The organism is Sulfitobacter sp. PM12 (assembly GCF_045586035.1).
Classification (GTDB): Bacteria; Pseudomonadota; Alphaproteobacteria; order Rhodobacterales; family Rhodobacteraceae; genus Sulfitobacter; species Sulfitobacter pontiacus.
On sequence record NZ_CP151529.1, the window covers coordinates 813,218 to 839,263 of the forward strand.

At 62.0% G+C, this 26,046-nt stretch carries 23 protein-coding genes and 1 riboswitch; of the genes, 15 read left to right on the forward strand and 8 right to left on the reverse strand.

Going from position 1 to position 26,046, the window contains the following annotated elements; all coding sequences use genetic code 11:
• Positions 1 to 51 precede the first annotated feature (51 nt).
• Together gltX and AADW22_RS03890 are read left to right on the forward strand one after the other, a co-directional pair.
• Positions 52 to 1,377 (forward strand): glutamate--tRNA ligase, encoded by a 1,326-nt coding sequence (gltX, locus tag AADW22_RS03885; RefSeq protein ID WP_407474295.1) that lies wholly within the window; start codon positions 52 to 54, stop codon positions 1,375 to 1,377.
• 96 nt (positions 1,378 to 1,473) lie between these two features.
• Positions 1,474 to 2,871 carry an MATE family efflux transporter gene (locus AADW22_RS03890; RefSeq protein ID WP_407474296.1) on the forward strand — a complete coding sequence of 466 codons (1,398 nt, stop codon included), beginning with the start codon at positions 1,474 to 1,476 and terminating at the stop codon, positions 2,869 to 2,871.
• Here the strand turns inward: AADW22_RS03890 and AADW22_RS03895 are convergent.
• Positions 2,851 to 3,405, reverse strand: a complete 555-nt coding sequence (locus AADW22_RS03895; protein ID WP_037944899.1) for a gamma-glutamylcyclotransferase family protein — start codon at positions 3,403 to 3,405, stop codon at positions 2,851 to 2,853. The two genes, AADW22_RS03890 and AADW22_RS03895, sit on opposite strands and share 21 nt — an antisense overlap.
• Positions 3,406 to 3,557: 152 nt before the next feature.
• Positions 3,558 to 3,644, forward strand: a riboswitch (glycine riboswitch).
• A 153-nt stretch (positions 3,645 to 3,797) separates the two neighbouring features.
• Here AADW22_RS03895 and gcvT point away from each other — a divergent pair.
• The 3 genes from gcvT to gcvP all read left to right on the forward strand — a co-directional run bounded on the left by gcvT (position 3,798) and on the right by gcvP (position 8,212).
• Entirely contained in the window at positions 3,798 to 4,922 is a 1,125-nt protein-coding gene (gene gcvT / locus AADW22_RS03900; RefSeq protein ID WP_407474297.1) for a glycine cleavage system aminomethyltransferase GcvT, read from the forward strand.
• Positions 4,923 to 4,941: 19 nt separating this feature from the next.
• On the forward strand, positions 4,942 to 5,301 hold the full coding sequence (gcvH, locus tag AADW22_RS03905; RefSeq protein ID WP_037943184.1) for a glycine cleavage system protein GcvH: 360 nt from the start codon (positions 4,942 to 4,944) through the stop codon (positions 5,299 to 5,301).
• Positions 5,302 to 5,368: 67 nt separating this feature from the next.
• Positions 5,369 to 8,212 carry an aminomethyl-transferring glycine dehydrogenase gene (gene gcvP, locus AADW22_RS03910; RefSeq protein WP_407474298.1) on the forward strand — a complete coding sequence of 948 codons (2,844 nt, stop codon included), beginning with the start codon at positions 5,369 to 5,371 and terminating at the stop codon, positions 8,210 to 8,212.
• A gap of 66 nt (positions 8,213 to 8,278) precedes the next feature.
• Here the strand turns inward: gcvP and AADW22_RS03915 are convergent, their stop codons facing one another.
• Genes AADW22_RS03915 through AADW22_RS03925 form a run of 3 tightly spaced genes read right to left on the reverse strand, consistent with a single transcriptional unit; the run spans position 8,279 to position 12,396 of the window.
• On the reverse strand, positions 8,279 to 9,154 hold the full coding sequence (locus tag AADW22_RS03915; protein ID WP_407474299.1) for an inositol monophosphatase family protein: 876 nt from the start codon (positions 9,152 to 9,154) through the stop codon (positions 8,279 to 8,281).
• A 33-nt stretch (positions 9,155 to 9,187) separates the two neighbouring features.
• Positions 9,188 to 11,716 carry an ABC transporter permease gene (locus AADW22_RS03920; RefSeq protein WP_407474300.1) on the reverse strand — a complete coding sequence of 843 codons (2,529 nt, stop codon included), beginning with the start codon at positions 11,714 to 11,716 and terminating at the stop codon, positions 9,188 to 9,190.
• On the reverse strand, positions 11,713 to 12,396 hold the full coding sequence (locus tag AADW22_RS03925) for an ABC transporter ATP-binding protein (RefSeq protein WP_009825994.1): 684 nt from the start codon (positions 12,394 to 12,396) through the stop codon (positions 11,713 to 11,715). Before AADW22_RS03925 ends, AADW22_RS03920 begins: the two co-directional genes overlap by 4 nt.
• 48 nt (positions 12,397 to 12,444) lie before the next feature.
• Here AADW22_RS03925 and AADW22_RS03930 point away from each other — a divergent pair, with 48 nt between their 5' ends.
• Positions 12,445 to 13,095: an arylesterase gene (locus tag AADW22_RS03930; protein WP_037964913.1), complete on the forward strand. Its 651-nt coding sequence runs from the start codon at positions 12,445 to 12,447 to the stop codon at positions 13,093 to 13,095.
• A gap of 67 nt (positions 13,096 to 13,162) precedes the next feature.
• Here AADW22_RS03930 and AADW22_RS03935 read toward each other — a convergent pair whose 3' ends face one another.
• A complete protein-coding gene (locus AADW22_RS03935; RefSeq protein ID WP_005851368.1) occupies positions 13,163 to 13,369 on the reverse strand; it encodes a cold-shock protein in 207 nt (68 codons plus the stop codon).
• A gap of 284 nt (positions 13,370 to 13,653) precedes the next feature.
• Here AADW22_RS03935 and AADW22_RS03940 point away from each other — a divergent pair, with 284 nt between their 5' ends.
• Positions 13,654 to 14,976, forward strand: a complete 1,323-nt coding sequence (locus tag AADW22_RS03940; protein ID WP_407474301.1) for an NAD(P)-dependent oxidoreductase — start codon at positions 13,654 to 13,656, stop codon at positions 14,974 to 14,976.
• Positions 14,977 to 14,996: 20 nt separating this feature from the next.
• Positions 14,997 to 16,301 carry an NAD-dependent dihydropyrimidine dehydrogenase subunit PreA gene (preA, locus tag AADW22_RS03945; protein WP_005851372.1) on the forward strand — a complete coding sequence of 435 codons (1,305 nt, stop codon included), beginning with the start codon at positions 14,997 to 14,999 and terminating at the stop codon, positions 16,299 to 16,301.
• Between the two features lie 15 nt (positions 16,302 to 16,316).
• Here the strand turns inward: preA and AADW22_RS03950 are convergent, their stop codons facing one another.
• Complete coding sequence (locus AADW22_RS03950) at positions 16,317 to 16,952, reverse strand: TetR family transcriptional regulator C-terminal domain-containing protein (protein ID WP_260004819.1); 636 nt, start codon at positions 16,950 to 16,952, stop codon at positions 16,317 to 16,319.
• Between the two features lie 169 nt (positions 16,953 to 17,121).
• Between AADW22_RS03950 and AADW22_RS03955 the strand changes: the two genes are divergently transcribed.
• The 6 genes from AADW22_RS03955 (at position 17,122) to AADW22_RS03980 (ending at position 23,624) form a co-directional block, all read left to right on the forward strand.
• Positions 17,122 to 18,372 carry a Zn-dependent hydrolase gene (locus AADW22_RS03955; protein WP_005851376.1) on the forward strand — a complete coding sequence of 417 codons (1,251 nt, stop codon included), beginning with the start codon at positions 17,122 to 17,124 and terminating at the stop codon, positions 18,370 to 18,372.
• A 93-nt stretch (positions 18,373 to 18,465) separates the two neighbouring features.
• Complete coding sequence (hydA, locus tag AADW22_RS03960) at positions 18,466 to 19,926, forward strand: dihydropyrimidinase (protein ID WP_037943194.1); 1,461 nt, start codon at positions 18,466 to 18,468, stop codon at positions 19,924 to 19,926.
• Between the two features lie 106 nt (positions 19,927 to 20,032).
• Complete coding sequence (locus tag AADW22_RS03965; protein WP_005851381.1) at positions 20,033 to 20,815, forward strand: ABC transporter ATP-binding protein; 783 nt, start codon at positions 20,033 to 20,035, stop codon at positions 20,813 to 20,815.
• Positions 20,816 to 20,884: 69 nt separating this feature from the next.
• Positions 20,885 to 21,751, forward strand: a complete 867-nt coding sequence (locus tag AADW22_RS03970) for an ABC transporter permease (protein WP_184583230.1) — start codon at positions 20,885 to 20,887, stop codon at positions 21,749 to 21,751.
• Entirely contained in the window at positions 21,748 to 22,587 is an 840-nt protein-coding gene (locus AADW22_RS03975; protein WP_407474302.1) for an ABC transporter permease, read from the forward strand. The genes AADW22_RS03970 and AADW22_RS03975 overlap by 4 nt, the downstream gene beginning before the upstream one ends.
• A 47-nt stretch (positions 22,588 to 22,634) precedes the next feature.
• The gene (locus tag AADW22_RS03980) at positions 22,635 to 23,624 is read left to right on the forward strand and encodes an ABC transporter substrate-binding protein (RefSeq protein ID WP_005851387.1); all 990 of its coding nucleotides are present in this window, start codon (positions 22,635 to 22,637) and stop codon (positions 23,622 to 23,624) included.
• 102 nt (positions 23,625 to 23,726) lie between these two features.
• Here AADW22_RS03980 and AADW22_RS03985 read toward each other — a convergent pair whose 3' ends face one another.
• Together AADW22_RS03985 and AADW22_RS03990 are read right to left on the reverse strand one after the other, a co-directional pair.
• Positions 23,727 to 24,278, reverse strand: a complete 552-nt coding sequence (locus AADW22_RS03985) for a L,D-transpeptidase (RefSeq protein ID WP_005851389.1) — start codon at positions 24,276 to 24,278, stop codon at positions 23,727 to 23,729.
• A gap of 137 nt (positions 24,279 to 24,415) precedes the next feature.
• Entirely contained in the window at positions 24,416 to 24,622 is a 207-nt protein-coding gene (locus tag AADW22_RS03990) for a cold-shock protein (protein ID WP_005851393.1), read from the reverse strand.
• A 395-nt stretch (positions 24,623 to 25,017) separates the two neighbouring features.
• Between AADW22_RS03990 and AADW22_RS03995 the strand changes: the two genes are divergently transcribed.
• Positions 25,018 to 25,977, forward strand: coding sequence for a two-component system response regulator (locus tag AADW22_RS03995; RefSeq protein ID WP_037943198.1), 960 nt, complete (start codon positions 25,018 to 25,020; stop codon positions 25,975 to 25,977).
• Positions 25,978 to 26,046 lie beyond the last annotated feature (69 nt).

Below are 26,046 nucleotides of genomic sequence, written 5' to 3' on the forward strand. Positions count from 1 at the left end.
TAGACAATGGCGCCGCGCTGTGACAAGCCAGCAGCCAATCAGGAGAACCCAATGACCATCACCCGCTTCGCCCCGTCCCCGACCGGCTATATCCACGTAGGCAACCTGCGCACGGCGCTGATGAACTATCTGATCGCCCGCAAGAACGGCGGAGAGTTCATCCTGCGGATCGACGACACCGATCCGGTGCGCAGCAAGGAAGAATACGTCGACGGTCTGAAAGAAGACCTGACATGGCTCGGTCTGCATTGGGACCGCGTTGAGCGTCAGTCCGAACGGTTGGACAAATACCACGCCGCCGCGGACGAGCTGCGCAAGATCGGACGTTTCTATGAAGCCTGGGAAACCCCGACCGAGCTGGACCTCAAGCGCAAGAAACAGCTCAACATGGGCAAGCCGCCGGTCTATGACCGCGCCGCGTTGAACCTGTCGGAGGCCGAAAAAGCCAAGCTGCGCGACGAACGCGGCCCCGGCGTGTGGCGTTTCAAGCTGGATCAGGAACGGATCGAGTGGAAAGACGGTATCCTGGGCGATATCTCGATCGATGCGGCATCGGTGTCCGACCCCGTGTTGATCCGTGGCGACGGGCAGATTTTGTACACGCTGGCGTCTGTGGTCGATGACACGGAAATGGGTGTGACCAATGTCGTGCGCGGGTCCGACCATGTGACCAACACGGCGACGCAAATCCAGATCATGCAAGCGCTTGGCGGCACCGTGCCGACCTTTGCGCACCATTCGCTGCTCACCGGTCCGCAGGGGGAGGCGCTGTCGAAACGTCTGGGCGTGCTGGCGCTGCGCGACCTGCGCGAACGCGGTGTGCATCCTTTTGCGCTGCTGTCGACAATGGCGCGCTTGGGCTCTTCGGACCCGATTGAGCTGCGCACCGATATGGAGAGCCTGATCGACGGTTTCGACATCGAACGCTTCGGCTCGGCACCGACCAAATTCGACGTCGAGGACCTGTTCCCCATGACCGGCCGCTATCTGCAGACCCTGCCGCTTGAGGCCGTTGCAAGCGACATCGCAGCCCTCGGTGTGCCCGAGGATAAAGCCGCGCTGTTCTGGCAGGTCACCCGCGAAAACATCACCACGCTGCACGATCTGAAAGGTTGGTGGCAGATGTTCAGCGAAGGCGCAGAGCCTGTGATCGCGGACGAGGATAAAGAGTTCGTCGCCGAAGCCTTGGCGCTTCTGCCTGAGGGCGAGTTTGACGAAAGCACCTGGGGCACATGGACGGCCGCCGTGAAAGAGCAGACCGGCCGCAAGGGCAAGGGGCTGTTCATGCCGCTGCGTCTGGCGCTGACTGGCAAACCCCACGGCCCCGACATGGCGGCAGTGCTGCCATTGCTGCAAGTCGTGAAGGCGCGCGGGTGAAACGGGCCGGGTTCACGGGCGCAAGTTCGGGAGCCTTCGGCGAGAGTTTATCTGGCAAAATGAAGCCGCTGTCGGCTGACATAGGGCGCGTCCATCATGGTTGATGGGCGCGCCAAATTTTTGTCGGGTAATCTGTTCGGGCATGTCGCCAATATGTCTTTGCTGGCCTCTGTCGGGCTGGTGGCCGTGTTTCTTGTCGATTTCGTCGACATGATTTTCATCTCTATGTTGGGCAAGGCAGAGCTGGCGGCGGCCATAGGGTATGCCGGTGCGATCTTGTTTTTCACCACCTCCTTCGGGATCGGGTTGGGCATCGCGGCGGGGGCCTTGGTCGCGCGGGCCTTGGGGCAAGACAACGCGCAGCTCGCGACAGAGAGGACGACCCATGCGCTGTGCTATGGCGCGGTCTTTGGCGTGATCTTTGCGCTTTGTGTGTTCCTGTCGCTGGATGTGCTGGTCGGCTGGGTCGGCGCAGGCGGTGAGACGGCGGCGCTGGCGGTGGATTTCCTGCAGATCGTCGTGCCGTCGGTGCCATTTCTGATGGTCGGTATGATGGGCAGCGCGATCCTGCGGGCCCATGGGGATGCACGGCGGGCGATGATGGCGACGATCGCGGGGGGCATCGTGAATGCCATCCTCGATCCGATCCTGATCTTTACCTTTGATCTGGGCCTGACCGGCGCGGCCTGGGCGTCTTTCGTGGCGCGGGTGGTGATTGCCTATACCGCCCTGATGCCAATTGTGCGCCACTATGGCGGGATCGCGATGCCGCGCCCCGCGGGGCTATGGCGCGATCTGATGCCCGTGTTGTCCATCGCGGTGCCCGCCATTCTAACGCAGGTCGCCACGCCGGTGGGGCAGGCCTATGTGACCCGTGCAATGGCGGCCTATGGCGAGGATGCTGTCGCAGGCATGGCGATTGTCAGCCGCATGATGCCCGTTGCCTTTGCCGTGATCTTTGCCCTGTCGGGGGCGGTGGGGCCGATCATCGGGCAGAACTTTGGCGCGGGCGATCTGGGGCGGGTCAAGCGGACCTATGCCGCGGGAGTCAGCTTTGCCGCTTTGGTGATCGTCGTCATCTCGGCCGCGCTGTTTACGTTCCGCGCGCCGCTGGCGGCGATGTTTGATGCGCAGGGGATCACCTTGACGTTGATCTATCTGTTCTGTGGGCCGCTATCCCTGGCGTTCTTTTTCAACGGCGTGTTGTTCGTGTCGAATGCGGCGTTCAACAATATGGGCCACCCCTATTATTCGACCGTGACCAACTGGGGTCGCAACACGCTGGGGATGATCCCGCTGGTCTGGGGTGGCAGCCTGCTGTTCGGGGCCCCCGGTGTGCTGATCGGGCAGGCGGCGGCGGGGGTGCTGTTCGGGGCGCTGGCCTGGGTGCTCGCGCGGCGGATGATCGCGCAAGGGGGGCAGCGCAAACGCGCCAAGCCCGAAGCTTTCGCCCGCGACGGGCGGTTGATGTCGCTACTGCACCTGCGCCGATAGGCGGGTCAGATGCTGGTCGACCAGCGCGGTTTCCTGCGCGGTAAGCTCTTGCGCGCGCGGGTATTTCGGCGCGGCGCGGTCGTTCAGGATCGGCGTATCCCAGCCCCGCGTCGTGTCAAAGAAACGCTGCACCCCGTCGATGCCATATTCGCGCAGGAACCCCTGCACCACCACATCAAGATAGCTGAGCAAGATGGTATGGTCGCCCGATGTCACATGGGTGTCTGTGGGCACGGAATAATGCGCCATATCGGGGGCCGGGATGATGTCATGCACCACCGCCCCGTTCGACCCGATGCGATCATAGTTGGTTTCGCGCGTATCCAGCGCCACCCAATCGGCACCGGGGACCGCCGCGATCAACCCATCGATCACGGTGCCCTCTTCGGGCAGCACGCTCAGGAACACATGCGCGGCGCCTTCGATGCGCACCCAAAGCCGGTGCCAGCCGCGAAGCTGCGCCGGACGGGCGTCTGGATAGGCGTGGGTATTGCGGTTTACGAGGCTGCCGTAGCCGAAGAAATATGGTGTCATGCGGGTGTTTTGGCGCCGCTGCGCGATGATGTCCACATCTTGCACGCGCCGCACCCGGCGTGCTGCCCAATATCGCGGCACCGGATGAAAGTTTTCGCGCCGCCCTGTCAACTTTGCTTGACGCAGCGCCGCGTTCCGGCATAGCACTTGCCCACACCGTTACGGGAGAACCGGCGCAAGCCGGTGCCGAAGGAGCAACCGCCCCGGAAACTCTCAGGCCAAAGGACCGCAACGGGACCTAACAACTCTGGAGAGTGACGCGACAGCGTCCGCCGAAGGGATAACGATCTCAGGCGAAAGGACAGAGGGGGCATTTGACAGGCTGCATTCCTGCGGTCTGCTGGGTGCCAGTATGGTCGATGGCCTTCTGGATAGGGAAAGGCCGCGTGACCATGAGCGATTTGCAACAGACACCGCTATACGATCTTCATCTGGAACTGGGGGGCAAGATGGTGCCCTTTGCGGGCTATTCCATGCCTGTGCAGTATCCGATGGGCGTGATGAAAGAGCACCTGCACACCCGCGCCGCAGCGGGCGTTTTTGATGTCAGCCACATGGGGCAGGTGATGGTGACCGGCCCGTCGTGGGACGCCGTGGCGCTGGCGTTCGAGACATTGGTGCCGATGAATGTGCTGGGGCTGGAAGACGGGCGGCAGCGCTATGGGTTCTTCACCAATGACGCCGGCGGGATCGAGGATGACCTGATGTTCGCGCGCCGTGGGGATGACCTGTTCGTCGTTGTCAACGCCGCCTGCAAGGATGCCGATATCGCACGCATGAAAGCCGCGTTAGAGCCAGAGATCACCGTGACCCCGGTCACCGACCGCGCGCTGGTGGCGGTGCAGGGCCCTGCGGCGGGGGCGGCTGTGGCGTCGCTTGATGCCGCTGCGGACAAAATGCGGTTCATGGATTTCGGCACATTGACGCTGAACGGGGTAGAGGTCTGGGCCTCGCGGTCGGGCTATACCGGCGAGGATGGCTTCGAGATTTCGGTGCCGGAGGCGCAGGCCGAAGCGCTGGTCCGCCGATTGCTGGAGATCGAGGGTGTGGAACCCATTGGTCTGGGCGCGCGGGATTCGCTGCGGCTTGAGGCGGGCTTGTGTCTTTATGGCAATGACATCGACGCGGGCACCAATCCGGTAGAGGCCAGCCTGACCTGGGCGATCCAGAAAGCGCGCCGCACCGGTGGTGAACGCGCGGGCGGCTACCCCGGTGCCGATGCCGTTCAAGCGGCGTTTGACGATGGTGTCGGCCGCAAGCGTGTCGGTCTGGCCCCCGAAGGCCGTGCGCCGATGCGCGACGGGACACCGCTGTTTGACGCCGCGACAGGGGGCACACAAGTGGGCGAGGTCACCTCGGGCAGTTTCGGGCCGACGGTAGGCGGGCCTGTCGCAATGGGCTATGTCAGTGAGGTGCAGGCGGGTATTGATACGATGCTGTGGGGCGAAGTCCGTGGCAAGCGTCTGCCGGTGACCGTTGCCAAGCTGCCCTTTGTTGCGGCGAATTTTAAAAGATAATCTAGCGAAGGATGAAAGAATGAAGTTTACCGAAGAGCACGAATGGCTGCGGGTTGAAGGCGACGAGATCGTCGTTGGCATCACCATTCACGCCGCTGAACAACTGGGCGACGTGGTGTTTGTCGAACTGCCCGACGAAGGCACGACCGTCAGCAAGGACGACGAGGTCGTCGTGATCGAATCCGTCAAGGCCGCGTCTGATATTCTGGCACCGATCGATGGAGAGATCATCGAGGTCAACAGCACGCTGTCCGACAACCCCGCGATGGTGAATGACGATCCGCAGGGCGATGCGTGGTTCTTCAAGATGAAGGCGTCCGATCCAAGCCAGATGGACGAGTTCATGGACGAAGCCGCCTATCAGAAGTTCATCGGGTAAATCCCGCTGCCCCCGTCGGAGCCTCCGGCGGGGATTTTTATACCATTTGGAAGAGGGGCCCCGCGCCATGGTTTTCAAACCGACCGAATATTTGCCGTATGATTTTGCCAATCGCAGACATATCGGGCCGTCCCCGGCAGAGATGTCGGACATGTTGAAAACCGTCGGCGCACAGAGCCTTGCCGCGTTGATCGATGACACGATGCCCGCGCAAATCCGCCAGAAAGAGCCGCTGGATTTCGGCAAGCCCATGTCAGAGCGCGAAGTGCTGGAATACATGCGCCTGGTGGCGGGCAAGAACAAGGTGCTCACCTCGCTGATCGGGCAGGGCTATCATGGCACGGTGACGCCGCCTGCGATCCAGCGCAATATTTTTGAAAACCCCGCATGGTACACGGCCTACACCCCCTACCAGCCCGAGATCAGCCAAGGGCGTCTTGAGGCGCTGTTGAACTTCCAGACCATGGTCAGCGATCTGACCGGGCTTGAGGTCGCCAATGCGTCCCTGCTGGACGAGGCGACGGCCTGTGCCGAGGCGATGACCATGGCGCTGCGCCTGTCGAAATCGAAGGCCAAGGCGTTCTTTGTCGACCGCGATTGCCACCCCCAGAACATCGCCGTTATCCAGACCCGCGCAGCCCCGCTGGATATCGAGGTGATCATCGGCGACCCTGACAAGATGGACGCGAGCGCTGTCTTCGGGGCGCTGTTCCAGTACCCTGGCACCTATGGCCATGTGCGCGACTTTACCGACCATATGGCCGCGCTGCATGAGGCAGGTGCCTTGGGCGTCGTATCCGCTGATCCGATGGCGCTGACGCTGCTGAAAGAGCCCGGTGCCATGGGGGCCGATATCGCCGTCGGGTCCACCCAGCGGTTTGGCGTGCCCGAAGGCTATGGCGGTCCGCATGCGGCCTATATGGCTTGCAAGGATGCCTATAAGCGCGCAATGCCGGGGCGGATTGTCGGTGTCTCGATTGATGCGCATGGCAACCGCGCCTACCGTCTGTCCCTGCAGACCCGCGAGCAGCACATCCGCCGCGAAAAGGCGACCTCTAACGTGTGCACGGCGCAGGCTTTGCTGGCGGTGATGGCGTCCATGTATGCGGTGTTCCACGGGCCCGAGGGGCTGAAGGCCATCGCGCAGCGCATCCATCGCAAGGCGGTGCGTTTGGCGAACGGGCTGGAGGAGGCCGGCTTTAAGGTCGATCCCAAATCCTTCTTCGACACGGTGACGGTTGATGTCGGCCCCTTGCAGGCCGCGGTCATGAAATCCGCGGTGGACGAAGGCATCAACCTGCGCCGCGTCGGTGAAACACGTGTCGGCATCACGCTGGACGAACGTACAGTGCCCGAGACGATCGAAGCCGTCTGGCGCGCCTTTGGCATCCGCCGCAGTGACGAGACATTCGAGGCGCAGTATCGTTTCCCTGACGACATGCTGCGTGAAAGCGCCTATCTCACTCATCCGATCTTCCACATGAACCGCGCCGAGACCGAGATGATGCGCTACATGCGCCGTCTGGCCGACCGTGATCTGGCGCTGGACCGCGCGATGATCCCGCTGGGGTCCTGCACAATGAAGCTGAATTCGGCCGCAGAGATGATGCCTGTCAGCTGGCGCGAGTTCTCGATGATTCACCCGTTTGTGCCGCAGGATCAGGCGCTTGGTTACAAGCATATGATCGACGACCTGTCGGCCAAGCTTTGTGACATCACCGGGTATGACGCGATTTCCATGCAGCCGAATTCCGGCGCGCAGGGGGAATATGCCGGCCTTCTGGCGATTGCGTCCTATCACCGAGCCAACGGGCAGGGGCATCGCAACATCTGCCTGATCCCCATGTCGGCCCATGGCACCAACCCCGCCAGCGCCAATATGGTGGGGTGGAAGGTGGTCGTGATCAAGACAGCGGCCAATGGTGACATCGACCTGGACGACTTCCGCGCCAAGGCGGAAAAGCACAGCGAGAACCTTGCCGGTTGCATGATCACCTATCCCTCGACCCACGGCGTTTTCGAGGAAACCGTGACCGAGGTGACCAAGATCACCCATGATCACGGTGGGCAGGTCTATATCGACGGGGCGAATATGAACGCGATGGTCGGTCTGGCGCGTCCGGGCGATGTGGGCGGGGATGTCAGCCACCTGAACCTGCACAAGACCTTCTGCATCCCGCATGGGGGCGGTGGCCCCGGCATGGGGCCGATCGGCGTGAAATCACATCTCATCCCCCATGTGCCCGGCCATCCGAACGGCGGTGAAGGCGCTGTTTCGGCGGCACCCTACGGGTCGCCATCGTTGCTGCCGATCTCGTGGTCGTATTGCTTGATGATGGGCGGTGACGGGCTGACGCAGGCGACGCGGGTGGCGATCCTGAACGCCAACTACATTGCCAAGCGCCTCGAAGGGGCGTTCGAGGTGCTGTACAAGGGGCCGACAGGGCGCGTTGCACATGAATGTATCTTTGACGTGCGCCCGTTCGAGGACAGCGCAGGCGTGACGGTGGATGACATTGCGAAACGTCTGATCGACGCCGGCTTCCATGCGCCAACGATGAGCTTCCCTGTCGCAGGCACGCTGATGGTGGAACCGACGGAGTCGGAAACCAAGGCCGAGCTGGACCGTTTCTGCGACGCGATGCTCGCGATCCGTGACGAGATCCGCGCAATCGAGAACGGCGATATGCCGCGCGAGAACAACGCGCTGAAGAACGCGCCGCACACGGTCGAGGATCTGGTTGGCGAGTGGGATCGTCCCTACACGCGCGAACAGGGCTGTTTCCCCCCCGGCGCGTTCCGCGTCGACAAATACTGGCCTCCGGTCAACCGTGTCGACAACGTGCATGGCGACCGCAACCTGATCTGCACCTGCCCCCCGATGGAGGAATACGCAGAGGCGGCTGAGTAAGCTGTTCCCTATACATGTGATCGAACGGGTGCGGGGGAAACCTCGCGCCCGTTTTGCATTGCGGGCTCAGTCTTCGGCGAGGAAGGCAAAGACCTTGCGCAGGCGGTTCCATGTCGTTTTGTCCGGTGCCACCAGAATATGCCCTGTGCGCAGCGTCGCGTCATAAGGGCCGCCCGACAGCATCTCAACATGGGCACCGGCTTGGGTGCAGATCAACGCGCCGGCAGCATGGTCCCAAGGGTGCAGCGTCCCGCTGAGCACGAAATCGGCGTGCCCCTGGGCGACAGTACGGTATTCATGCGCCGAGCAACGAAGGGAGTTTACCTTGGCAAAGCTGGGCAGGGTGGCCGCGACTTTGCCCCGCAGCTCTTTGCTGAAGTTCCCCAGCGGAACGAAACCGCTGAGGTCCTCGATCTGTTTGCCCATGCTGACCCGCAGCGGGCGCGACTGCCCAAGGGCGCGTTCAAAGCGCGGGGGGCTGGTGTCATCGCTGATCACCCAGTCGTCATTGACCGGGTCATAGATGACGCCGAAGGCCGGTTTGCCAAAGCGCGTGACCGCAAGGATCATGCCGAAGGTGGACAGCCCGTGGGCGAAATTCGATGTGCCGTCGATGGGATCAAGGATAAAGGCCAGCGGGGCGTCGGCGATCTTGTCCTGCAGGGCGGGGTCGGCCGATACGGCCTCTTCTCCGATGATCAGCGCATCCGGATAGGCCGCGGCGAGGGCGCGGGTGATCATTGCCTCGGCCGCCAGATCGGCAGCGGTGACCAGATCATGGGGGCCGGATTTGGTGTCGATGTCAGCGGGGGCGAGGTTGCGGAAACGCGGCAGCACCTCGGCCCGTGCGGCACGGCGCAGGACGTTCACCACATGCGTTTGCTGGGCTGCCGTCAGAACGGGTGGCAGGGGGGCGGGCAGTGTCTGGGTGGTCTGCGTCATTGTTATATCCCTCTTTCGGTCTATCGGTTCCATCTATTCGCGGGCGCGCAGCACCTGTGCGGGTCTGGCGTTCAAGGCTTTGATCGCAAAGCCAAGCGAGGCAAGGATCGACGCCAGCGCGCCCCCAGTGACGATCAACAGCGCCGAAGGCCATACCACGGCAAAGCTGGTGTCCATCACAAAGCGGCTCACGGCCCATCCGCCCAAAATACCTGCCAGCAGGGCAACCCCGCCGGCGAAGAGCCCCAGCAGAGCGGCACGCATCAGAAAGCTGGCGGCGATGCTGCGGCGCGAGGCCCCCAGCGTTTTCAGCAAGGCGGCTTCATAGCGACGGGCATCCGCCCCGGCGGCGGCTGCCCCGATCAATACCAGAAAGCCGGTCAGAAGAGTAGCCGCCGCGCCGTAGGATGTCGCCGCAGCCAACCCGCTAAGCACCGCCGCTACGCGGTCGATTGCATCGCGCACGCGGATCGCGGTGATGTTGGGATAGGCGGTGGCCAGATCGCGCAGGATCGGTGCTTCGGCCTCTGCATCGGCGTAGACGGTCGAGATATAGGTATGCGGCGCGCCGGTCAGGGCGGCGGGGTTCATGGTCAGGATAAACCCGATCCCCGCGGTCGAGAAGTCGACCTCCTGGAAGCTGGCGATGGTGCCGGTGATGTCGCGCCCCAGCACGTTGATGGTCAGCGTATCGCCAAGCTCTAGCCCGATCTCCTCGGCCTCTTCGGCGGCAAAGCTAATGAGCGGCGGGCCCGCGTAATCAGGCGCCCACCATTCGCCCGCGGTGATCACCGTGTCGTCATCGGGGGCCTCGGCATAGGTCAGCCCGCGGTCGCCGCGCACCACCCAGTGATCGCCCGCGACCTCTTTGGCGGGCCTGCCGTTGATCTGGGTCACGACGCCGCGCAGCATCGGCGCGCTGTCGATGCGGCGCACGGCGGGGTCGTCGGTCAGCCGTTTGGTATAGCCGTCGATCTGGTCTTTCTGGATGTCGACAAAGAAATACGACGGGGCCACATCGGGCAGATTGCCCGAGATCGCCTGCCGCAGGTTGCCGTCGATCTGCCCCACGGCGGCCAGCACCGACAGACCGAGCCCCAGCGAGAGCACCACGGCCCCGGCACCTTCGCCACTGCCGCCAATCGCAGCGAGGGCCCAACGCAGCCGCGGTCGCCCGCGTGCCAGAACCGCTGCGCGTTGTGCGAGGAACCGCACCAGCAGCGCCGCCAGCGTGAGTATCCCGAGCGCGCCTGCGATGCCGCCCAATGTCCAGAGCGTCAGCCACCAACTGCCATTGAACCACCCCGCCAGCGCGACCAGCAGCGCCACGGTCATCACGATAATCGCCACATAGCGCGGTGCCGGAAAACGCGCGGCCCCGTCCCATGCATCGCGAAACAGCGTCGCTGCGCGGATATTCTCGCTGCGGGCCAGTGGCCACAGCGTGAAGGCAAAGGCGGTCAGCAACCCGTAAATCGCCGCCTCGGCCAAGGGGGCCGGATAGATGGCAAAGGCCGCAGGGATCGGCAGCCGCGCAGAGATCAGCGGCGCAAAGATCAGCGGGGCCACGGCCCCAAGCACCACGCCGATGGTGACGCCCAAAAGTGATAGCGCACCGATCTGCATGAAGTATGTCTGGAATATCGTCGCGCGGTCTGCCCCTAGCGCGCGGAGCACGGCGATGACTTCGGTCTTGCCGGTGAGGTAAGATCGCACCGCAGCCGATACGCCCACACCGCCCACAGCCAGACCGGATAGACCCACAAGGATCAGAAACGCCGTCAACCGTTCGACAAAGCGCGACACCCCCGGTGCCCCGTTGCGCGCATCGGTCCAGCGCATCCCGCTGTTTTCGAACCGCGTACGGGCGGCGGAGCGCAGTTGATCAAGGTCGGTATCGGCAGGCAGCAACATCCGGTATTTGGAGTTGAACAGCGTCCCTTCCGCCAGCAGGCCGGCCCCATCCAGCGCCTCGGTCCGGAGCAGGGTACGCGGCCCAAGGGCAAAGCCGCTGGCGGCGCTGTCGGGTTCGCGCACGATCAGGGCGGAGAGGCGGAATTCCTTGATGCCAAGCTTGAAGGTGTCGCCGGGGGACAGGCCCAGACGGTCGGACAAGGCGCGCTCCATCACCGCGCCGGACAGGCCGTTTTCCAGCCCGAGCGCCTGTTCCAGCGGCATCGCCGGTTCAAGCACCATCTCGCCCACCAGCGGATAAAGATCATCGACCGCCTTCACCTGCGTCAGCGCACGGTCAGCGGCGGCCCCATCACCCGCGACAGCCATGGACCGAAACTCGACAACCTCGGAGACGGCGCTGGCTTGGCTCTCGATCCAGTCGCGTTCGGCATCGGTGGCGAAACGATAGGTGAAATCAATCTCGGCCGCGCCACCAAGCAGGGCCGCACCTTCGCGTTGCAAGCCGCCCTCGATCGCAGAGCGGACAGAGCCGACGGCAGCAATTGCCGCGACGCCAAGGGCGAGGCAGGCCAGAAACAGACGGAAACCCCGCAGCCCCCCGCGCATCTCGCGGCGGGCAAAGCGGCCGGCCAGACGCAGGCTCATGCGCCCGTCCCGCTGACGATCCGCCCGTCGGTCAGGGTGACGATCCGATCACAGCGCGCGGCCAATTCATCGGCGTGGGTCACCAACACCAAGGTCGCGCCATGTTTTTCGCGCAGATCAAACAACAGCTCCATGATCGCGGCACCATTGGTACTGTCGAGGTTCCCTGTCGGCTCATCCGCCAAAAGGATCGCCGGACGCGGGGCAGAGGCGCGGGCCAATGCGACCCGCTGCTGTTCGCCGCCCGACATCTGTGCGGGATAGTGGTTGAGCCGGTGCCCCAGACCCACCGCGTGCAATTCCGCCTCGGCCCGGTCAAAGGCGTCCGCGACGCCGTTAAGTTCCAGCGGGGTGGCGACGTTTTCCAGCGCGGTCATGGTGGGGATGAGGTGGAAGGACTGGAACACGATGCCCATCCGCCCGCGGCGAAATTTGGCCAGCCCGTCTTCGGACAGGGTGCTCAGGTCTTCGCCCAAGGCGCGCACCGATCCGCCGGTTGCACGCTCCAGCCCGCCCATGACCATCAGCAACGAAGACTTGCCCGACCCCGACGGGCCGGTAAAGGCGACCGTCTCTCCTTGTGCGACGTCCAGGGTGATCCCATGTAGGATGTCGACCTTTCCGGCGTTGCCATTCAGTTTCAGGGATGCATCTTGAAGCTGGAACACCGGGTCGGTCATAGGGCTGCCTTTTGAAATACGGTCCCTGTTGGATATGGAGGTTCGACCATGATGCGCAAGGTTACGACGGCACTTGTTCTGGTATTATCAGGCCCCGCACTGGCGGAACCGCTTGTTATTGCAGCATTGGGCGACAGTCTGACGCAGGGCTACGGCCTGCCCGCCGAGGACGGGTTCGTGCCACAGTTGCAAAACTGGCTGGATCAGAACGGTGCAGATGTGACGGTGATCAACGCAGGCGTGTCGGGGGATACGACCGCTGGCGGGTTGGCGCGGGTCGCCTGGACCATGACGCCCGAGGTCGATGGCATGATCGTGACTCTGGGCGGGAATGACCTGTTGCGCGGGATCGACCCCGCGGTCAGCCGCGCCAATCTGGATGGAATCATGAAGGCCGCCCAAGACGCCGAGGTAGAGGTGCTGCTGGTCGGCATGACCGCGCCGGGCAACTTTGGCCCCGACTATAAAACCGCCTTTGACAGCATCTATCCCGATCTTGCCGCGCAATATGACGCGAGCCTGATGGGCAGCTTCTTTGACGGCCTGTCCGACAATGGCGAGACGCCAGATCTGGCGCAGGCACGCGGTTTTTTCCAGGCCGACGGGGTGCATCCGAACGCGCAAGGCGTCACGAGAATCGTCGACGCTTTGGGCCCGAAAGTGCTGACGCTGATCGATCAGATCAACGAAAACGAGTAGTTTTGCACAAAAAACGGGCACCGAAGCGCCCGTCGTCAAAAATATTGATGAACCGGTTTTGGGCCGGTTAGGCCAATGCGATATTCGCGGCGCTTTCGCGGCCGTCACGGCCCGCTTCTACGTCGAATGTCACCTTCTGGTTGTCGGCAAGCCCGGTCAGGCCAGCGCGTTCAACCGCCGAGATGTGAACAAAGATATCTTTGCCGCCACCATCAGGCGCGATAAAGCCGTATCCCTTTGTGGTATTGAACCATTTTACGGTGCCAGTCGCCATGCCCCGTTTCTCCTCGTGTTTGTCCTGCCCACATTATGCGGCAGCGTGGCTCGGTCAGAACTTGATCGCACCAGCGCCGGAGGGCTGAGGGGTCGAAAGTCTTTCGCGTCGCACCTCTGACTTTGGCGCCAAATAGGACAAAATCAAGAGTTTTTGCCCCGAAACGCGTAACCGGCGGGCATTTGCGCAAGAAATTTCACAGTTATGAAATAATTTTACCAGTTGATAAAAAAATCATTCCGTGGGAGCGTTTCAGCATAAATAGTGACAGCAGGGATAAAAAAATGTCGCAGAAAATCTTTGAACCGGGGGTGGCTGCCGGACGGCTGGACGCCGACGCCTATGCCGCGCAGTTTTCCGATTTGCACCCGCCACTGGATGTGCACGAAGCGCTTGTCGCGGCGGACCGATGCTACTTCTGTCACGACGCGCCGTGCATCACGGCCTGCCCGACGGATATCGATATTCCGCTCTTCATTCGGCAGATCGCCACGGGCACACCGGATGCCGCCGCCAAAACGATCCTGAGCCAGAATATCATGGGTGGTATGTGCGCCCGCGTTTGCCCGACCGAACAGCTTTGTGAACAGGCCTGTGTGCGCGAGGTGGCCGAGGGCAAGCCGGTCAAGATCGGCGAGCTTCAACGCTATGCCACCGACCATCTGCAAGCACAGGGCGCGCATCCGTTTGAACGCGCGGCCTCGACGGGCAAGCGCGTGGCCGTGGTCGGTGCAGGTCCGGCGGGGCTGTCTTGTGCGCACCGTTTGGCGATGATGGGGCATGATGTCACCGTTTTTGACGCGCGGCCCAAGCCCGGCGGCCTGAACGAATACGGGATCGCCACCTACAAGACACCCGACGGCTTCGCGCAGGCAGAGGTGGACTGGCTGCTCAAGATCGGCGGCATCACCGTGCAGAACAATGCAGCCCTTGGGGCGGCGATGACGCTGGACAGTTTGCGGGCCGACTATGACGCCGTGTTCCTTGGTATGGGCCTTGGCGGTGTGAACGCCTTGGGGGCCGAGGGCGAGGATAAAACCGGCGTGCTCGATGCGGTCGACTTCATCTCTCACCTGCGTCAGGCGAGCGATGTGGCTGCGGTCCCGATCGGTCGTGACGTGGTGGTGATCGGCGGCGGGATGACCGCGATCGATGCCGCCATTCAGGCGAAACTGCTGGGCGCGCTCAATGTGACGCTGGTCTATCGTCGCGGGCGCGACCGGATGAATGCCAGCGTGTTCGAGCAGGATCTTGCCGCCTCCAAGGGCGTGCGGATCGTGACCCATGCCACGCCGGTCGCCGTGATCGGCAACGGCGCGGTGCGCGAGATCGAATTCGAATATGTCGACGACCAGATGAATGGCACGGGCCAAACCCTGCGCCTGCCCGCGGATCAGGTGTTCAAGGCCATCGGCCAGACCCTTCAGGGCGACGCGCTGCCGATGCTAGAGGCGCGCAAGATCAAGGTGGATGGCACCGGACGCACCAGTGTCGACGGGGTCTGGGCCGGTGGCGATTGTGCGAGCGGCGGCGATGACCTGACCGTGACCGCTGTCGCCGAAGGGCGCGACGCGGCGATGGACATTCACATGGTATTGATGGGCTAAGCCCCTACAGGAGAACGCAAATGGCTGATCTAAGAAGCGACTTCGTGGGCATCAAAAGCCCCAACCCGTTCTGGCTGGCATCCGCGCCACCCACGGACAAGGAATACAACGTCCGCCGCGCCTACGAGGCAGGCTGGGGCGGTGTCGTGTGGAAGACCCTCGGCATGGAGGGCCCGCCCGTCGTCAACGTCAATGGCCCGCGTTATGGCGCGATCTGGGGCGCGGACCGGCGGCTGTTGGGGCTCAACAACATCGAGCTGATCACCGATCGCCCGCTGGAGGTGAACCTGCGCGAGATGAAGGCGGTGAAACGTGATTACCCTGACCGCGCACTGATCGCGTCGATCATGGTCCCGTGCGAGGAGGAAGCGTGGAAAGCGATCCTGCCGCATGTGGAGGAAACCGGCGCCGACGGGATCGAGCTGAACTTCGGCTGCCCACATGGCATGGCGGAACGCGGCATGGGATCGGCTGTGGGGCAGGTGCCGGAATACATTGAAATGGTCACCCGCTGGTGCAAGCAATACACGCGCATGCCGGTGATCGTGAAGCTGACGCCGAACATCACCAATGTGCTCTACCCCGCCGAGGCCGCGAAACGCGGCGGCGCGGATGCGGTGAGCCTGATCAACACGATCAACTCCATCACCTCGGTTGATCTGGACCTGTTCGCGCCCGAACCGATGATCGATGGGAAAGGCACCCACGGCGGCTATTGCGGCCCGGCGGTAAAGCCGATTGCGTTGAACATGGTTGCGGAAATCGCGCGCAACCCCGAGACGGCGGATATGCCGATCAGCGGCATCGGCGGCGTGACCACATGGCGCGACGCGGCAGAGTTTCTGGCCCTTGGCGCGGGCAATGTGCAGGTCTGCACGGCGGCGATGACCTATGGTTTCAAGGTTGTGCAAGAGATGATCTCGGGCCTGTCGGAATATATGGACGACAAGGGGATGACTTCGGTCGATCAACTGGTGCGCCGTGCGGTGCCGAATGTGACCGACTGGAACCAGCTGAACCTGAACTATGTCGCCAAGGCCAAAATCGATCAGGATCTGTGTATCTCCTGCGGGCGCTGCTTTGCCGCCTGCGAAGACACCTCGCATCAGGCGATTGCCATGTCCGAAGATCGCACCTTCAGCGTGATCGACGACGAATGCGTCGCCTGCAACCTCTGCGTCAATGTCTGCCCGGTCGAGGATTGTATCTCGATGGTGGAGCTGGCCCCCGGCACCACGGACCCGCGCACGGGCAAGCCCGTTGATCCGAATTACGCCAACTGGACGACGCACCCCAACAACCCCTCCGCCACTGCGGCCGAGTGACCCTTGCCCCCGTCGCTACTGTTGAGGCGCGGCGGGGGTTAACAACGTCGAGAACATCAGTCGCAGATGGTCCGACGCCTGCTGGTGCTGATCGGCATCGCCGTCCAGCAGCAGCGCGACTTGCGGCGCGAAATCAGCATAGTGTTGCGTGGTCGACCAGATCGAGAAAATCAGATGGCGCGGGTCCATCCGCGCGATCTTTCCCGCCGCCATCCAATCGGAAATAACCGCGCATTTCTCGTCGAACAGCGGTTTCAGATCGCTTTGCAAGCGCGGCTCCATATGGGGCGCACCGCGTAAAATTTCACCGGCAAACAAGCGGCTTTCACGGGGCAGATCCCGTGCCATATCCAGTTTGCGCTGCACATAATCCAACAGCTCTGTGTGCGGGTCACCATCGGCGTCGAGCTCTACCAGCGGGTCGAGCCATGTCTCCATCAGCTGGCTCAGCAGGGTCGTGTGGATTTCTTCCTTCCCGCTGAAATAATACAATATATTCGGTTTGCTCAGCCCCGCCTCGCTGGCGATCTGATCCAGCGTGGCACCGCGAAACCCATAGGTCGAAAACACATCAAGCGCCGCATCCAGGATCACACGGCGGTTGCGCCTTTGGATTCGGCTGGGCTTTTTCTTGGCGGTTGTCTCGGGCATGGCGCGTCCCCTTTCGGTGTAAGTGCCTGAAAATGCGGCACCCCACTTCGGACGGGTGGCCCCGAGGGAAAGCATTTCTTGACAGACTTAACCCTAGCCGCAATCGTGGATTTACCAAATGGTAAAAATTTACGCCTTGCACAAGGTAGAAAACGCAAAGGAAACCGCTATGGCCGCGCCCGGTGAAAACCTGAAGATCAACCCGGATCGTTTGTGGGACAGTCTGATGGAGATGGCCAAGATCGGCCCCGGTGTGGCGGGGGGCAACAACCGCCAGACGCTGACCGACGAAGACGCCGAAGGTCGCGCCCTGTTCCAGAAATGGTGCGAGGAGGCGGGCTGCACCATGGGCCTTGATACGATGGGCAACATGTTCGCGCAGCGCGATGGCACCGACCCCGATGCGCTGCCGGTCTACGTCGGGTCGCATCTGGATACGCAGCCCACAGGCGGCAAGTATGACGGCGTGCTGGGTGTGCTGGGCGGGCTGGAACTGCTGCGCACGATGAACGATCTGGGGATCAAGACGAAACACCCCGTGGTCGTGACCAACTGGACCAACGAAGAGGGCACCCGCTATGCCCCCGCGATGCTGTCGTCTGGCGTTTTTGCCGGCATCCACACGCAGGAATGGGCCTATGCCAAGACCGATGCCGAGGGCTTGCGCTTTGGCGACGAGCTCAAGCGGATCGGCTGGCAGGGCGACGAAGAGGTCGGCGCGCGCAAGATGCATGCGTTTTTCGAGCTGCACATCGAACAGGGCCCGATCCTGGAGGCCGAAGGCAAGGACATCGGCGTCGTGACCCACGGGCAGGGGCTGTCGTGGACCCAAGTCACCGTGACCGGCAAGGATGCGCATACCGGATCAACGCCGATGCCGATGCGCAAGAACGCAGGCCTCGGCATGGCACGTATGCTTGAAGCGGTGGACCAGATCGCATGGTCCCACGCGCCGCATGCGGTTGGTGCCGCGGGGCATATCGAGGTTTATCCGAACTCGCGCAATGTTATCCCGGGGCAGGTGATCTTTACCGTCGATTTCCGGTCGCCCGATCTGAGCGTGATCGAGGATATGGAAAAGCGCCTGCGCGTCGAGGGTCAGAAGATCGCCGATGACATGGGGCTTGAGGTCGCTTTTGAAAAGGTCGGTGGCTTTGATCCTGTCGCCTTTGACGAAGGCTGCGTCTCGGCCATCCGTTCCGCGGCAGAGCGGTTGGGGTATAGCCATATGGACGTCATCTCGGGGGCGGGTCACGATGCCTGCTGGATCAACGGGGTGGCCCCGACCGCAATGGTCATGTGCCCCTGCGTGGATGGGCTGAGCCATAACGAGGCCGAAGAGATCACCAAGGAATGGGCCAAGGCCGGTGCCGATGTTTTGCTGCATGCGGTGCTGGAAACGGCAGAGATTGTGGGCTGAACCCGTCGGGGGCCTGAGCGGGCGCGCCCTGGGGGCCAGCCCCCAGACCCCCGGGATTTGGACCATTTGGAAGACAGATAGGGGAGAGGACAGATGAGCAAGGTTATCAAGGGCGGCATGGTCTGCACGGCGGATCGCACCTGGAAAGCAGACGTGTTGATCGAGGGCGAGATCATCAAGCAGATCGGTGAGGATCTGGTGGGCGACGAATATATCGACGCCGAAGGGGCCTATGTCATCCCCGGCGGGATCGATCCCCATACCCATCTGGAGATGCCCTTTATGGGCACCACAGCGGCCGAGACATTCGAGACAGGCACCTGGGCCGCGGCCGTGGGGGGGACCACGATGATCGTCGATTTCTGTCTGCCGGGGGCGGACGGGTCGATCAAGAACGCGATCAACGAATGGCACCGCAAATCCGCGCCGCAGATCTGTTCGGATGTCGGCTATCACATGGCGATCACCGGCTGGAACGAGAATGTCTTTGACGAGATGAAAGACGCCGTCGACATGGGGGTGAATTCGTTCAAACACTTTATGGCCTATAAAGGGGCCTTGATGGTCGAGGATGACGAGATGTTCGCGTCCTTCCAGCGCTGTGCCGAACTGGGGGCGCTGCCGATGGTCCATGCCGAGAACGGCGATCTGGTCGCGGCCTTGCAGGAGAAGTATTTCAATCAGGGGATCACGGGGCCGGAGGGGCATGCCTATTCCCGCCCGCCCGAACTGGAGGGCGAGGCCGCCAACCGCGCGATCACCATTGCCGATGCCGCCGGTGTGCCGCTTTACATCGTGCATGTCTCGTGCGAGCAGACCCACGAAGCGATCCGCCGTGCGCGGCAAAAGGGGATGCGGGTCTACGGCGAGCCGCTGATCCAGTTCCTGACCCTGGACGAGAGCGAGTATTTCAACAAAGATTGGGACCATGCCGCACGCCGTGTCATGTCGCCGCCCTTCCGGTCCAAGGACCATCAGGACAGTCTATGGGCGGGCTTGCAGTCGGGGTCGTTGCAGGTGGTTGCCACGGATCACGCTGCGTTTTCGACCGAGCAGAAACGCGCGGGCCGCGATGATTTCCGCATCATCCCCAACGGGTCCAACGGGTTGGAGGAACGTCTGGCGGTGCTCTGGACCGAAGGGGTCGAAACGGGCCGTCTGACGCCGAATGAATTCGTCGCTGCCACCTCGACCAATGTGGCGAAGATTCTGAATATCTATCCGCGCAAAGGCGCGATTGTCGAAGGGGCCGACGCGGATATCGTGGTATGGGATCCCAAGATCAGCAAGACGATTTCGACGGCGAACCACCACTCCATTCTGGATTACAACGTCTTTGAAGGCTTCGAGGTCAAGGCACAGGCGCGCTATACCCTGAGCCGTGGCGAGGTGATCTGGGCCTGGGGGCAGAACTCGCAGCCCAACCCCGGACGCGGGCGCTTTGTGCCGCGGCCTGCTTTCCCGTCGGCCAACCTTGCGCTGAGCAAGTGGAAAGAGTTGACTGCGCCGAAACTGATCAAACGCGATCCGCTGAACATCCCTGCGGGGATCTGAACGCGGGACTATCAACGCAGCGCGGCGGTTGCGCCGCGCTGCCCTGAAGAAGAAAGAGGCCAGCATAGATGCGAGCACGTTGTACGGCAGAAGAGGGACGCAGCTTATGAGCACCGCGCCCGTGATCTCGGCCCAGAACCTATCCCTGACATTTGAAACCAACGACGGCCCTGTGCATGCGCTGAAAGACGTGTCGCTTGATATCGAGAAAGGCGATTTCGTCAGCTTTATCGGGCCGTCGGGCTGCGGCAAGACGACGTTCCTGCGCTGTATGGCGGACCTGGAGCAGCCCACGGGGGGCGAGATCACGGTGAATGGCGTCAGTGCTGCCGAGGCACGGCGGGCGCGGGCCTATGGCTATGTGTTTCAGGCGGCGGGGCTTTATCCCTGGCGGACGATTGGCGGCAATATCCGGCTGCCGCTTGAAATCATGGGGTATTCCAAGGCGGATCAGGCGGCGCGGGTTCGCCAAGTGTTGGAACTGGTGGAGCTGGCAGGGTTCGAGCGCAAGTTCCCTTGGCAGCTGTCGGGGGGCATGCAGCAACGGGCCTCGATCGCGCGGGCGCTGGCGTTTGATGCGGATATCTTGCTGATGGATGAACCCTTTGGCGCGCTGGACGAGATCGTGCGCGACCATTTGAATGAACAGCTGTTGCGCCTGTGGGCGCGCACGCAAAAGACGATTGCCTTTGTCACCCACTCGATCCCGGAGGCGGTGTATCTGAGCACCAAGATCGTGGTAATGAGCCCGCGTCCCGGACGGATTGCAGATGTTATCGACAGTCCTTTGCCGAAAGAGCGCCCTCTGGACATTCGCGAAACGCCCGAGTTTCTGGAGATCGCGCATCGGGTGCGGGAAGGATTGCGGGCGGGGCATGCGGATGATTGATCGCGCGCCCGCTGCTATCCGGCCCTTCGGGGAGGATTTTCGGACCATCTGGAAGCAGGGGGGCGCGCGATGAAGTCGAGCTTCTTGCCTGTCCTGACTGTGGTCGGGGTCTTGTTTGCGCTGTGGTATGCGGCGGCGGTCTGGCTGAATGCGGACTGGACCTATGACAAGGCCACACGGTCGGGCGAGACGGTGACCGCCACGTCTTTGGTCGCGGATACCTGGGCGCAGAAAAAGCCCAAACTGCCCGCGCCGCATCAGGTCGCGTCAGAGATCTGGGACACGACCGTGATGAAGAAAGTCACGTCGAAGCGGTCCTTGGTCTATCATTCCTGGATCACGCTCAGCGCGACCCTGCTGGGCTTTGGCATGGGCACCTTGCTGGGTGTCTTGCTGGCGGTGGGGATCGTGTTCAACCGGGTGATGGATATGTCGGTGATGCCTTGGGTGATCGCCAGCCAGACCATTCCCATTCTGGCGATTGCGCCAATGATCATTGTGGTTCTGAACGCCGTGGGCGTGTCGGGGCTGCTGCCGAAAGCGATGATCAGCATGTATCTGTCGTTCTTCCCCGTCGTTGTCGGCATGGTGAAAGGGCTGCGCAGCCCTGACCAGATGCAGCTGGATCAGATGCGCACCTGGCATGCCAGTGCGGGCCAGACCTTCTGGAAGCTGCGGTTGCCTGCGTCGATGCCGTATTTCTTTACCTCGCTCAAGATCGCGATGGCTGCGTCGCTGGTGGGGGCCATCATTGGTGAGCTGCCAACGGGTGCCGTTGCGGGTCTGGGGGCGCGGTTGTTGGCTGGCAGCTACTATGGCCAGACGATCCAGATCTGGAGCGCGTTGATCATGGCGGCGGCCCTGGCGGCGTTGCTGGTGGGGATCATCGGCTTGATCCAGCGTGTGACATTGAAACGGATGGGGATGGCGCGATGATCTGGCTGGTTTTTGCCGCAGTGGCCTGGGCCTTTGGCATGTGGGTCAACATCCGGTTGGCGCGATTGCGGCCGGCCCGCTGGGTGTCTTTTGCAGCGCCCTTGGTTTTTGGCGCGACGCTGATCGCTGTCTGGGAAGGCATTGTGCGCGGGCTCGAGATTTCGCAGGTCTTGCTGCCTGCGCCGTCGCTGATTGCCCTGCGGCTGGTGTCATCGCTTGATATCCTTTGGGTGGATTTCGTGCAGACCGTGCTGAAGGGCGCGTTGTCGGGCTATGTGCTGGGCTGTGGTGCCGCCTTCCTGATCGCCGTTGCGATTGACCGTTTCCCCTTCTTGCAACGGGGGCTTTTGCCGGTAGGGAACTTTGTGGCCGCGCTGCCGGTGATCGGGATGGCCCCGATTCTGGTGATGTGGTTCGGCTTTGACTGGCAGTCCAAGGCCGCCGTGGTCGTGGTCATGGTGTTCTTTCCGATGCTGGTGAACACGGTGCAGGGCTTGCAAGCCACCGACGCCATGCAGCGCGATCTGATGCGGACCTATGCGGCCAGCTATTGGGCGACGCTGTTCAAGCTGCGCTTGCCTGCCGCGATGCCTTTCGTGTTCAATGGGCTGAAGATCGGCATGACCCTTGCCTTGATCGGGGCGATTGTTGCTGAATTTTTCGGCTCTCCTGTGCGGGGGATGGGGTTTCGGATCTCTACCTCGGTGGGCCAGCTTGCGCTTGATCTGGTCTGGGCCGAGATTGTTGTCGCGGCGATTGCCGGGTCCGCATTCTACGGCGCGATGTCATTGTTTGAACGGCGGGTGACCTTTTGGCACCCGAGCCAGCGGAACTAACGCGGAACTAACCAAGACGACCAACCAACCAAGAGGGAGATATAAAAATGAAAAAACTGTCAACATATGTCGCCGGGGCCGCTGTGGGCCTGATGGGGACCATGGCCCAAGCGGCGGATGATGTGACGCTTCAGCTGAAGTGGGTCACGCAGGCGCAGTTCGCGGGCTATTATGTGGCGCAGGACAAAGGGTTCTATGACGAAGAAGACCTGAACGTCACGATCAAGCCGGGCGGCCCGGACATTGCGCCGACACAGGTGCTGGCCGGTGGTGGTGCCGATGTCGCCGTTGAATGGATGCCCGCCGCTTTGGCCGCGCGCGAGAAGGGCCTGCCGATGGTGAACATCGCGCAGCCGTTCAAATCCTCGGGCATGATGCTGACCTGCCGCAAGGACGCCGGGATCGAGACCACGGATGACTTCAAGGGCAAGACGTTGGGCGTCTGGTTCTTTGGCAATGAATTCCCCTTTCTCAGCTGGATGAGCAAGCTTGAGCTGCCCACCGAAGGCGGTGAGGATGGTGTGACCGTGCTGAAACAAGGCTTTAACGTGGATCCGCTGCTGCAAAATCAGGCCGCCTGCGTGTCGACCATGACCTATAATGAATACTGGCAGGTGATCGACGCAGGTCTGACGCCGGATGATCTGAACGTATTCAAATACGAAGAGCAGGGCGTTGCCACATTGGAAGACGGGCTTTACGCGCTGGAAGAGAACCTTGCCGATCCGGCGTTCGAGGACAAGATGGTGCGCTTTGTGCGGGCCTCTATGAAGGGCTGGAAATACGCCGAGGAAAACCCCGATGAAGCGGCGGAAATCGTGTTGGACAACGATGCCTCCGGTGCGCAAACCGAAGAGCATCAGAAACGCATGATGGGCGAAGTGGCCAAGCTGACCGCAGGCAGCAACGGCGCGCTGGACGAGGCGGATTACGAGCGGACCGTGCAATCGCTGCTGTCCGGTGGGTCGGACCCCGTCATCACGGTAGAGCCGTCGGGCGCATGGACCCATGCGATCACCGACAAAGCCTTGAACTAAGGCGCGCTGAACTAAGGGGACACGTCCCCGACACAGTGCAGAAATGCGAAGGGGCTGGCAGCGATGCCAGCCCCTTTTGCGTGATGACTAAAGTCAGCGGCGTTAAAGCACCGTGACCTTGGTGCCGATGGGCACACGTTGGTACAGGTCTTTGACGTGTTCGTTCAGCATGCGGATACACCCGTTCGAGACAGAGCGCCCGATGCTGCTGGGTTGGGTGGTGCCGTGGATGCGGAAGTATGTATCGCGGCCGTTCTGGAACAGATAGAGCGCGCGCGCCCCCAGCGGATTGGACGGGCCACCGGGTTGTGCATCGGTATTGCCGATGAACCGCGCATAGGTCTTGGGCTCCCGTTCGATCATCTCGTCCGTGGGGCGCCAGGTGGGCCATTCCTTTTTGACGTCGATCGTCGCGGTGCCGGTAAACTCCAGCCCCGCCTTGCCGACGCCCACGCCGTATCGCATGGCCTGACCGGGGGCGGTCACCAGATACAGGTAGTGGCTGCGGGGCAGGATCAGCAGCTCGCCCACGGCATATTGTGGCTTGATCGACACCATTTGCGGCGTGGGGTCATAGGCGGCACCCGCGGCAAACAGCGCGTGGGGAAAGGCGAGGGCGGCCAAAGAACCTGCGATAAACTGACGGCGGCGCATGGGGGGCTCCTTTAGGATGTGATGCCGGTATTTTGCCCCTTGGGTTGTGTTTGGCAACCCTGAGGACATAAAAAAACCGGCTGTCCCGTGAGGGTCAGCCGGCAAATTCATCCTGCGGGCCTAAGGCCCTGCATGGCTTATGCCAGTGCGATGTTCGACGCGGATTCGCGGCCGTCACGGCCAGCTTCGATGTCGAATGTCACTTTCTGGTTGTCGGCCAGACCGGTCAGGCCTGCGCGCTCAACAGCGGAGATGTGTACGAATACATCTTTGCTGCCGCCATCGGGTGCGATAAAGCCGAAGCCTTTTGTTGTGTTGAACCATTTTACGGTGCCAGTGGCCATATCCGTAGTCTCCTCTAGTATGCCATCCGCGTCGTGCGATGGCTTGGCGTTGTCGGTCTGGATCGAAGTCTGAACGCCGTATGAGGGAGACAGTTGGTCGAAAAAGAATAACGTTAGCCATTCGGATATGGCAGGTCGTGGGGATTCGCGCAAGGGGCTGTCAATGGGCCTTGAAAAACAGGCCGATCCTTGCTGATTCCGGCACATTTGCGCCTTATTCTTCGGAGGGGCAAGACGAAACCCTAACGCGCATTGGCAGAGGCAGCGGGACAAAGGGTTAACGGATTGGCCGAAATTGCCTAACTGCTGCCAGATTCATCTGCGATTTTGCTCCGAGCCATAAGAGAATTTAACCAGTCCCCCTTCTGCCGACACGACAACGAGTGAGCCACCGTATGAAAATCCTAGCCGTAGATGACGATCCCACCATTCTTGACCTGTTGCGCGACTGTCTGACGCCGTCGCTGGGGTTCGATCTGGTCTGTGCAGACTCGGCCGAGGATGGGTTGGCCAAGATCGACGAACACGGGGCAAGCTTTGACTGCTTCTTGCTGGATATCATGCTCCCCGGCGTTGACGGGATCACCCTATGTGACGACATCCGCAATATGCAGGCCTATAAAAGTGCGCCGATCATCATGATCACCGGCAGCCGGAAACATGATCTGATGGACACCGCCTTCCGCGCCGGGGCGACGGATTTCATCTTCAAGCCCTTGAACGGGATCGAATTGGGCGCGCGTATCAACATGGCGGGCATGCTCAGCGACAGCCTGCGGCGTGAACGCGAGGCCGCGCATACGCTGGCGGAGCTGTCGGGCCTGATGAAGGTACGGGTCGAGGAAAGCTTTGATCTGAACGTTGTCGGCGTCGACGATCTGCACGGGTTCGAAAACCATATGCTGCGTCTGCCCGAAGGCTGCTATGCCATGAGCCTTTTTGCGGTCAAACTGCCGCAAATCCGCAATATCTTCGAGGCCGCAAGCCCGGCTGAGTTCTGTCGCCAGATGGGCTTGGTCGCGCAGGCCACGGTCGCGGCGCTGGCGCATGAGAAATGCTTTATGGGCTATGCGGGCGAGGGGATCATCGTGGGCACCGTGATGGGCCGCCACCGGATCAAGCCCGAAGAGATCCAGAAAGACATCGAAGACATCCTGTCCCATGATGGCACCGCCGCACGTATCGGCGGGGATTTCAGCGCCGATGTCACGGTGAAGCTGGTGTCGAACCAGCGGCTGTGGTCGGGGCTGTCTGCCTGCAACACGCTGCGCGATTTTCTGGGCCGTGAAACCGTGCCCGACAGCACCAGCACCGACCGCACCGATGGCTATACGGAACTGGCCGACGGGCTGTAACGGCAAACCCGTGCCGCGTTTCGGCGTCGCGTTGACCGACACATAGAAAGGCCCCCGCAGTTTCCTGCG

Bases quoted from the DNA above. Each gene is read 5' to 3' on its own strand.
- gltX (WP_407474295.1), top strand. From the start codon at position 52: ATGACCATCACCCGCTTCGCCCCGTCCCCGACCGGCTATATCCACGTA.
- AADW22_RS03890 (WP_407474296.1), top strand. From the start codon at position 1,474: ATGGTTGATGGGCGCGCCAAATTTTTGTCGGGTAATCTGTTCGGGCAT.
- AADW22_RS03895 (WP_037944899.1), bottom strand. From the start codon at position 3,405: ATGACACCATATTTCTTCGGCTACGGCAGCCTCGTAAACCGCAATACC.
- gcvT (WP_407474297.1), top strand. From the start codon at position 3,798: ATGAGCGATTTGCAACAGACACCGCTATACGATCTTCATCTGGAACTG.
- gcvH (WP_037943184.1), top strand. From the start codon at position 4,942: ATGAAGTTTACCGAAGAGCACGAATGGCTGCGGGTTGAAGGCGACGAG.
- gcvP (WP_407474298.1), top strand. From the start codon at position 5,369: ATGGTTTTCAAACCGACCGAATATTTGCCGTATGATTTTGCCAATCGC.
- AADW22_RS03915 (WP_407474299.1), bottom strand. From the start codon at position 9,154: ATGACGCAGACCACCCAGACACTGCCCGCCCCCCTGCCACCCGTTCTG.
- AADW22_RS03920 (WP_407474300.1), bottom strand. From the start codon at position 11,716: ATGAGCCTGCGTCTGGCCGGCCGCTTTGCCCGCCGCGAGATGCGCGGG.
- AADW22_RS03925 (WP_009825994.1), bottom strand. From the start codon at position 12,396: ATGACCGACCCGGTGTTCCAGCTTCAAGATGCATCCCTGAAACTGAAT.
- AADW22_RS03930 (WP_037964913.1), top strand. From the start codon at position 12,445: ATGATGCGCAAGGTTACGACGGCACTTGTTCTGGTATTATCAGGCCCC.
- AADW22_RS03935 (WP_005851368.1), bottom strand. From the start codon at position 13,369: ATGGCGACTGGCACCGTAAAATGGTTCAATACCACAAAGGGATACGGC.
- AADW22_RS03940 (WP_407474301.1), top strand. From the start codon at position 13,654: ATGTCGCAGAAAATCTTTGAACCGGGGGTGGCTGCCGGACGGCTGGAC.
- preA (WP_005851372.1), top strand. From the start codon at position 14,997: ATGGCTGATCTAAGAAGCGACTTCGTGGGCATCAAAAGCCCCAACCCG.
- AADW22_RS03950 (WP_260004819.1), bottom strand. From the start codon at position 16,952: ATGCCCGAGACAACCGCCAAGAAAAAGCCCAGCCGAATCCAAAGGCGC.
- AADW22_RS03955 (WP_005851376.1), top strand. From the start codon at position 17,122: ATGGCCGCGCCCGGTGAAAACCTGAAGATCAACCCGGATCGTTTGTGG.
- hydA (WP_037943194.1), top strand. From the start codon at position 18,466: ATGAGCAAGGTTATCAAGGGCGGCATGGTCTGCACGGCGGATCGCACC.
- AADW22_RS03965 (WP_005851381.1), top strand. From the start codon at position 20,033: ATGAGCACCGCGCCCGTGATCTCGGCCCAGAACCTATCCCTGACATTT.
- AADW22_RS03970 (WP_184583230.1), top strand. From the start codon at position 20,885: ATGAAGTCGAGCTTCTTGCCTGTCCTGACTGTGGTCGGGGTCTTGTTT.
- AADW22_RS03975 (WP_407474302.1), top strand. From the start codon at position 21,748: ATGATCTGGCTGGTTTTTGCCGCAGTGGCCTGGGCCTTTGGCATGTGG.
- AADW22_RS03980 (WP_005851387.1), top strand. From the start codon at position 22,635: ATGAAAAAACTGTCAACATATGTCGCCGGGGCCGCTGTGGGCCTGATG.
- AADW22_RS03985 (WP_005851389.1), bottom strand. From the start codon at position 24,278: ATGCGCCGCCGTCAGTTTATCGCAGGTTCTTTGGCCGCCCTCGCCTTT.
- AADW22_RS03990 (WP_005851393.1), bottom strand. From the start codon at position 24,622: ATGGCCACTGGCACCGTAAAATGGTTCAACACAACAAAAGGCTTCGGC.
- AADW22_RS03995 (WP_037943198.1), top strand. From the start codon at position 25,018: ATGAAAATCCTAGCCGTAGATGACGATCCCACCATTCTTGACCTGTTG.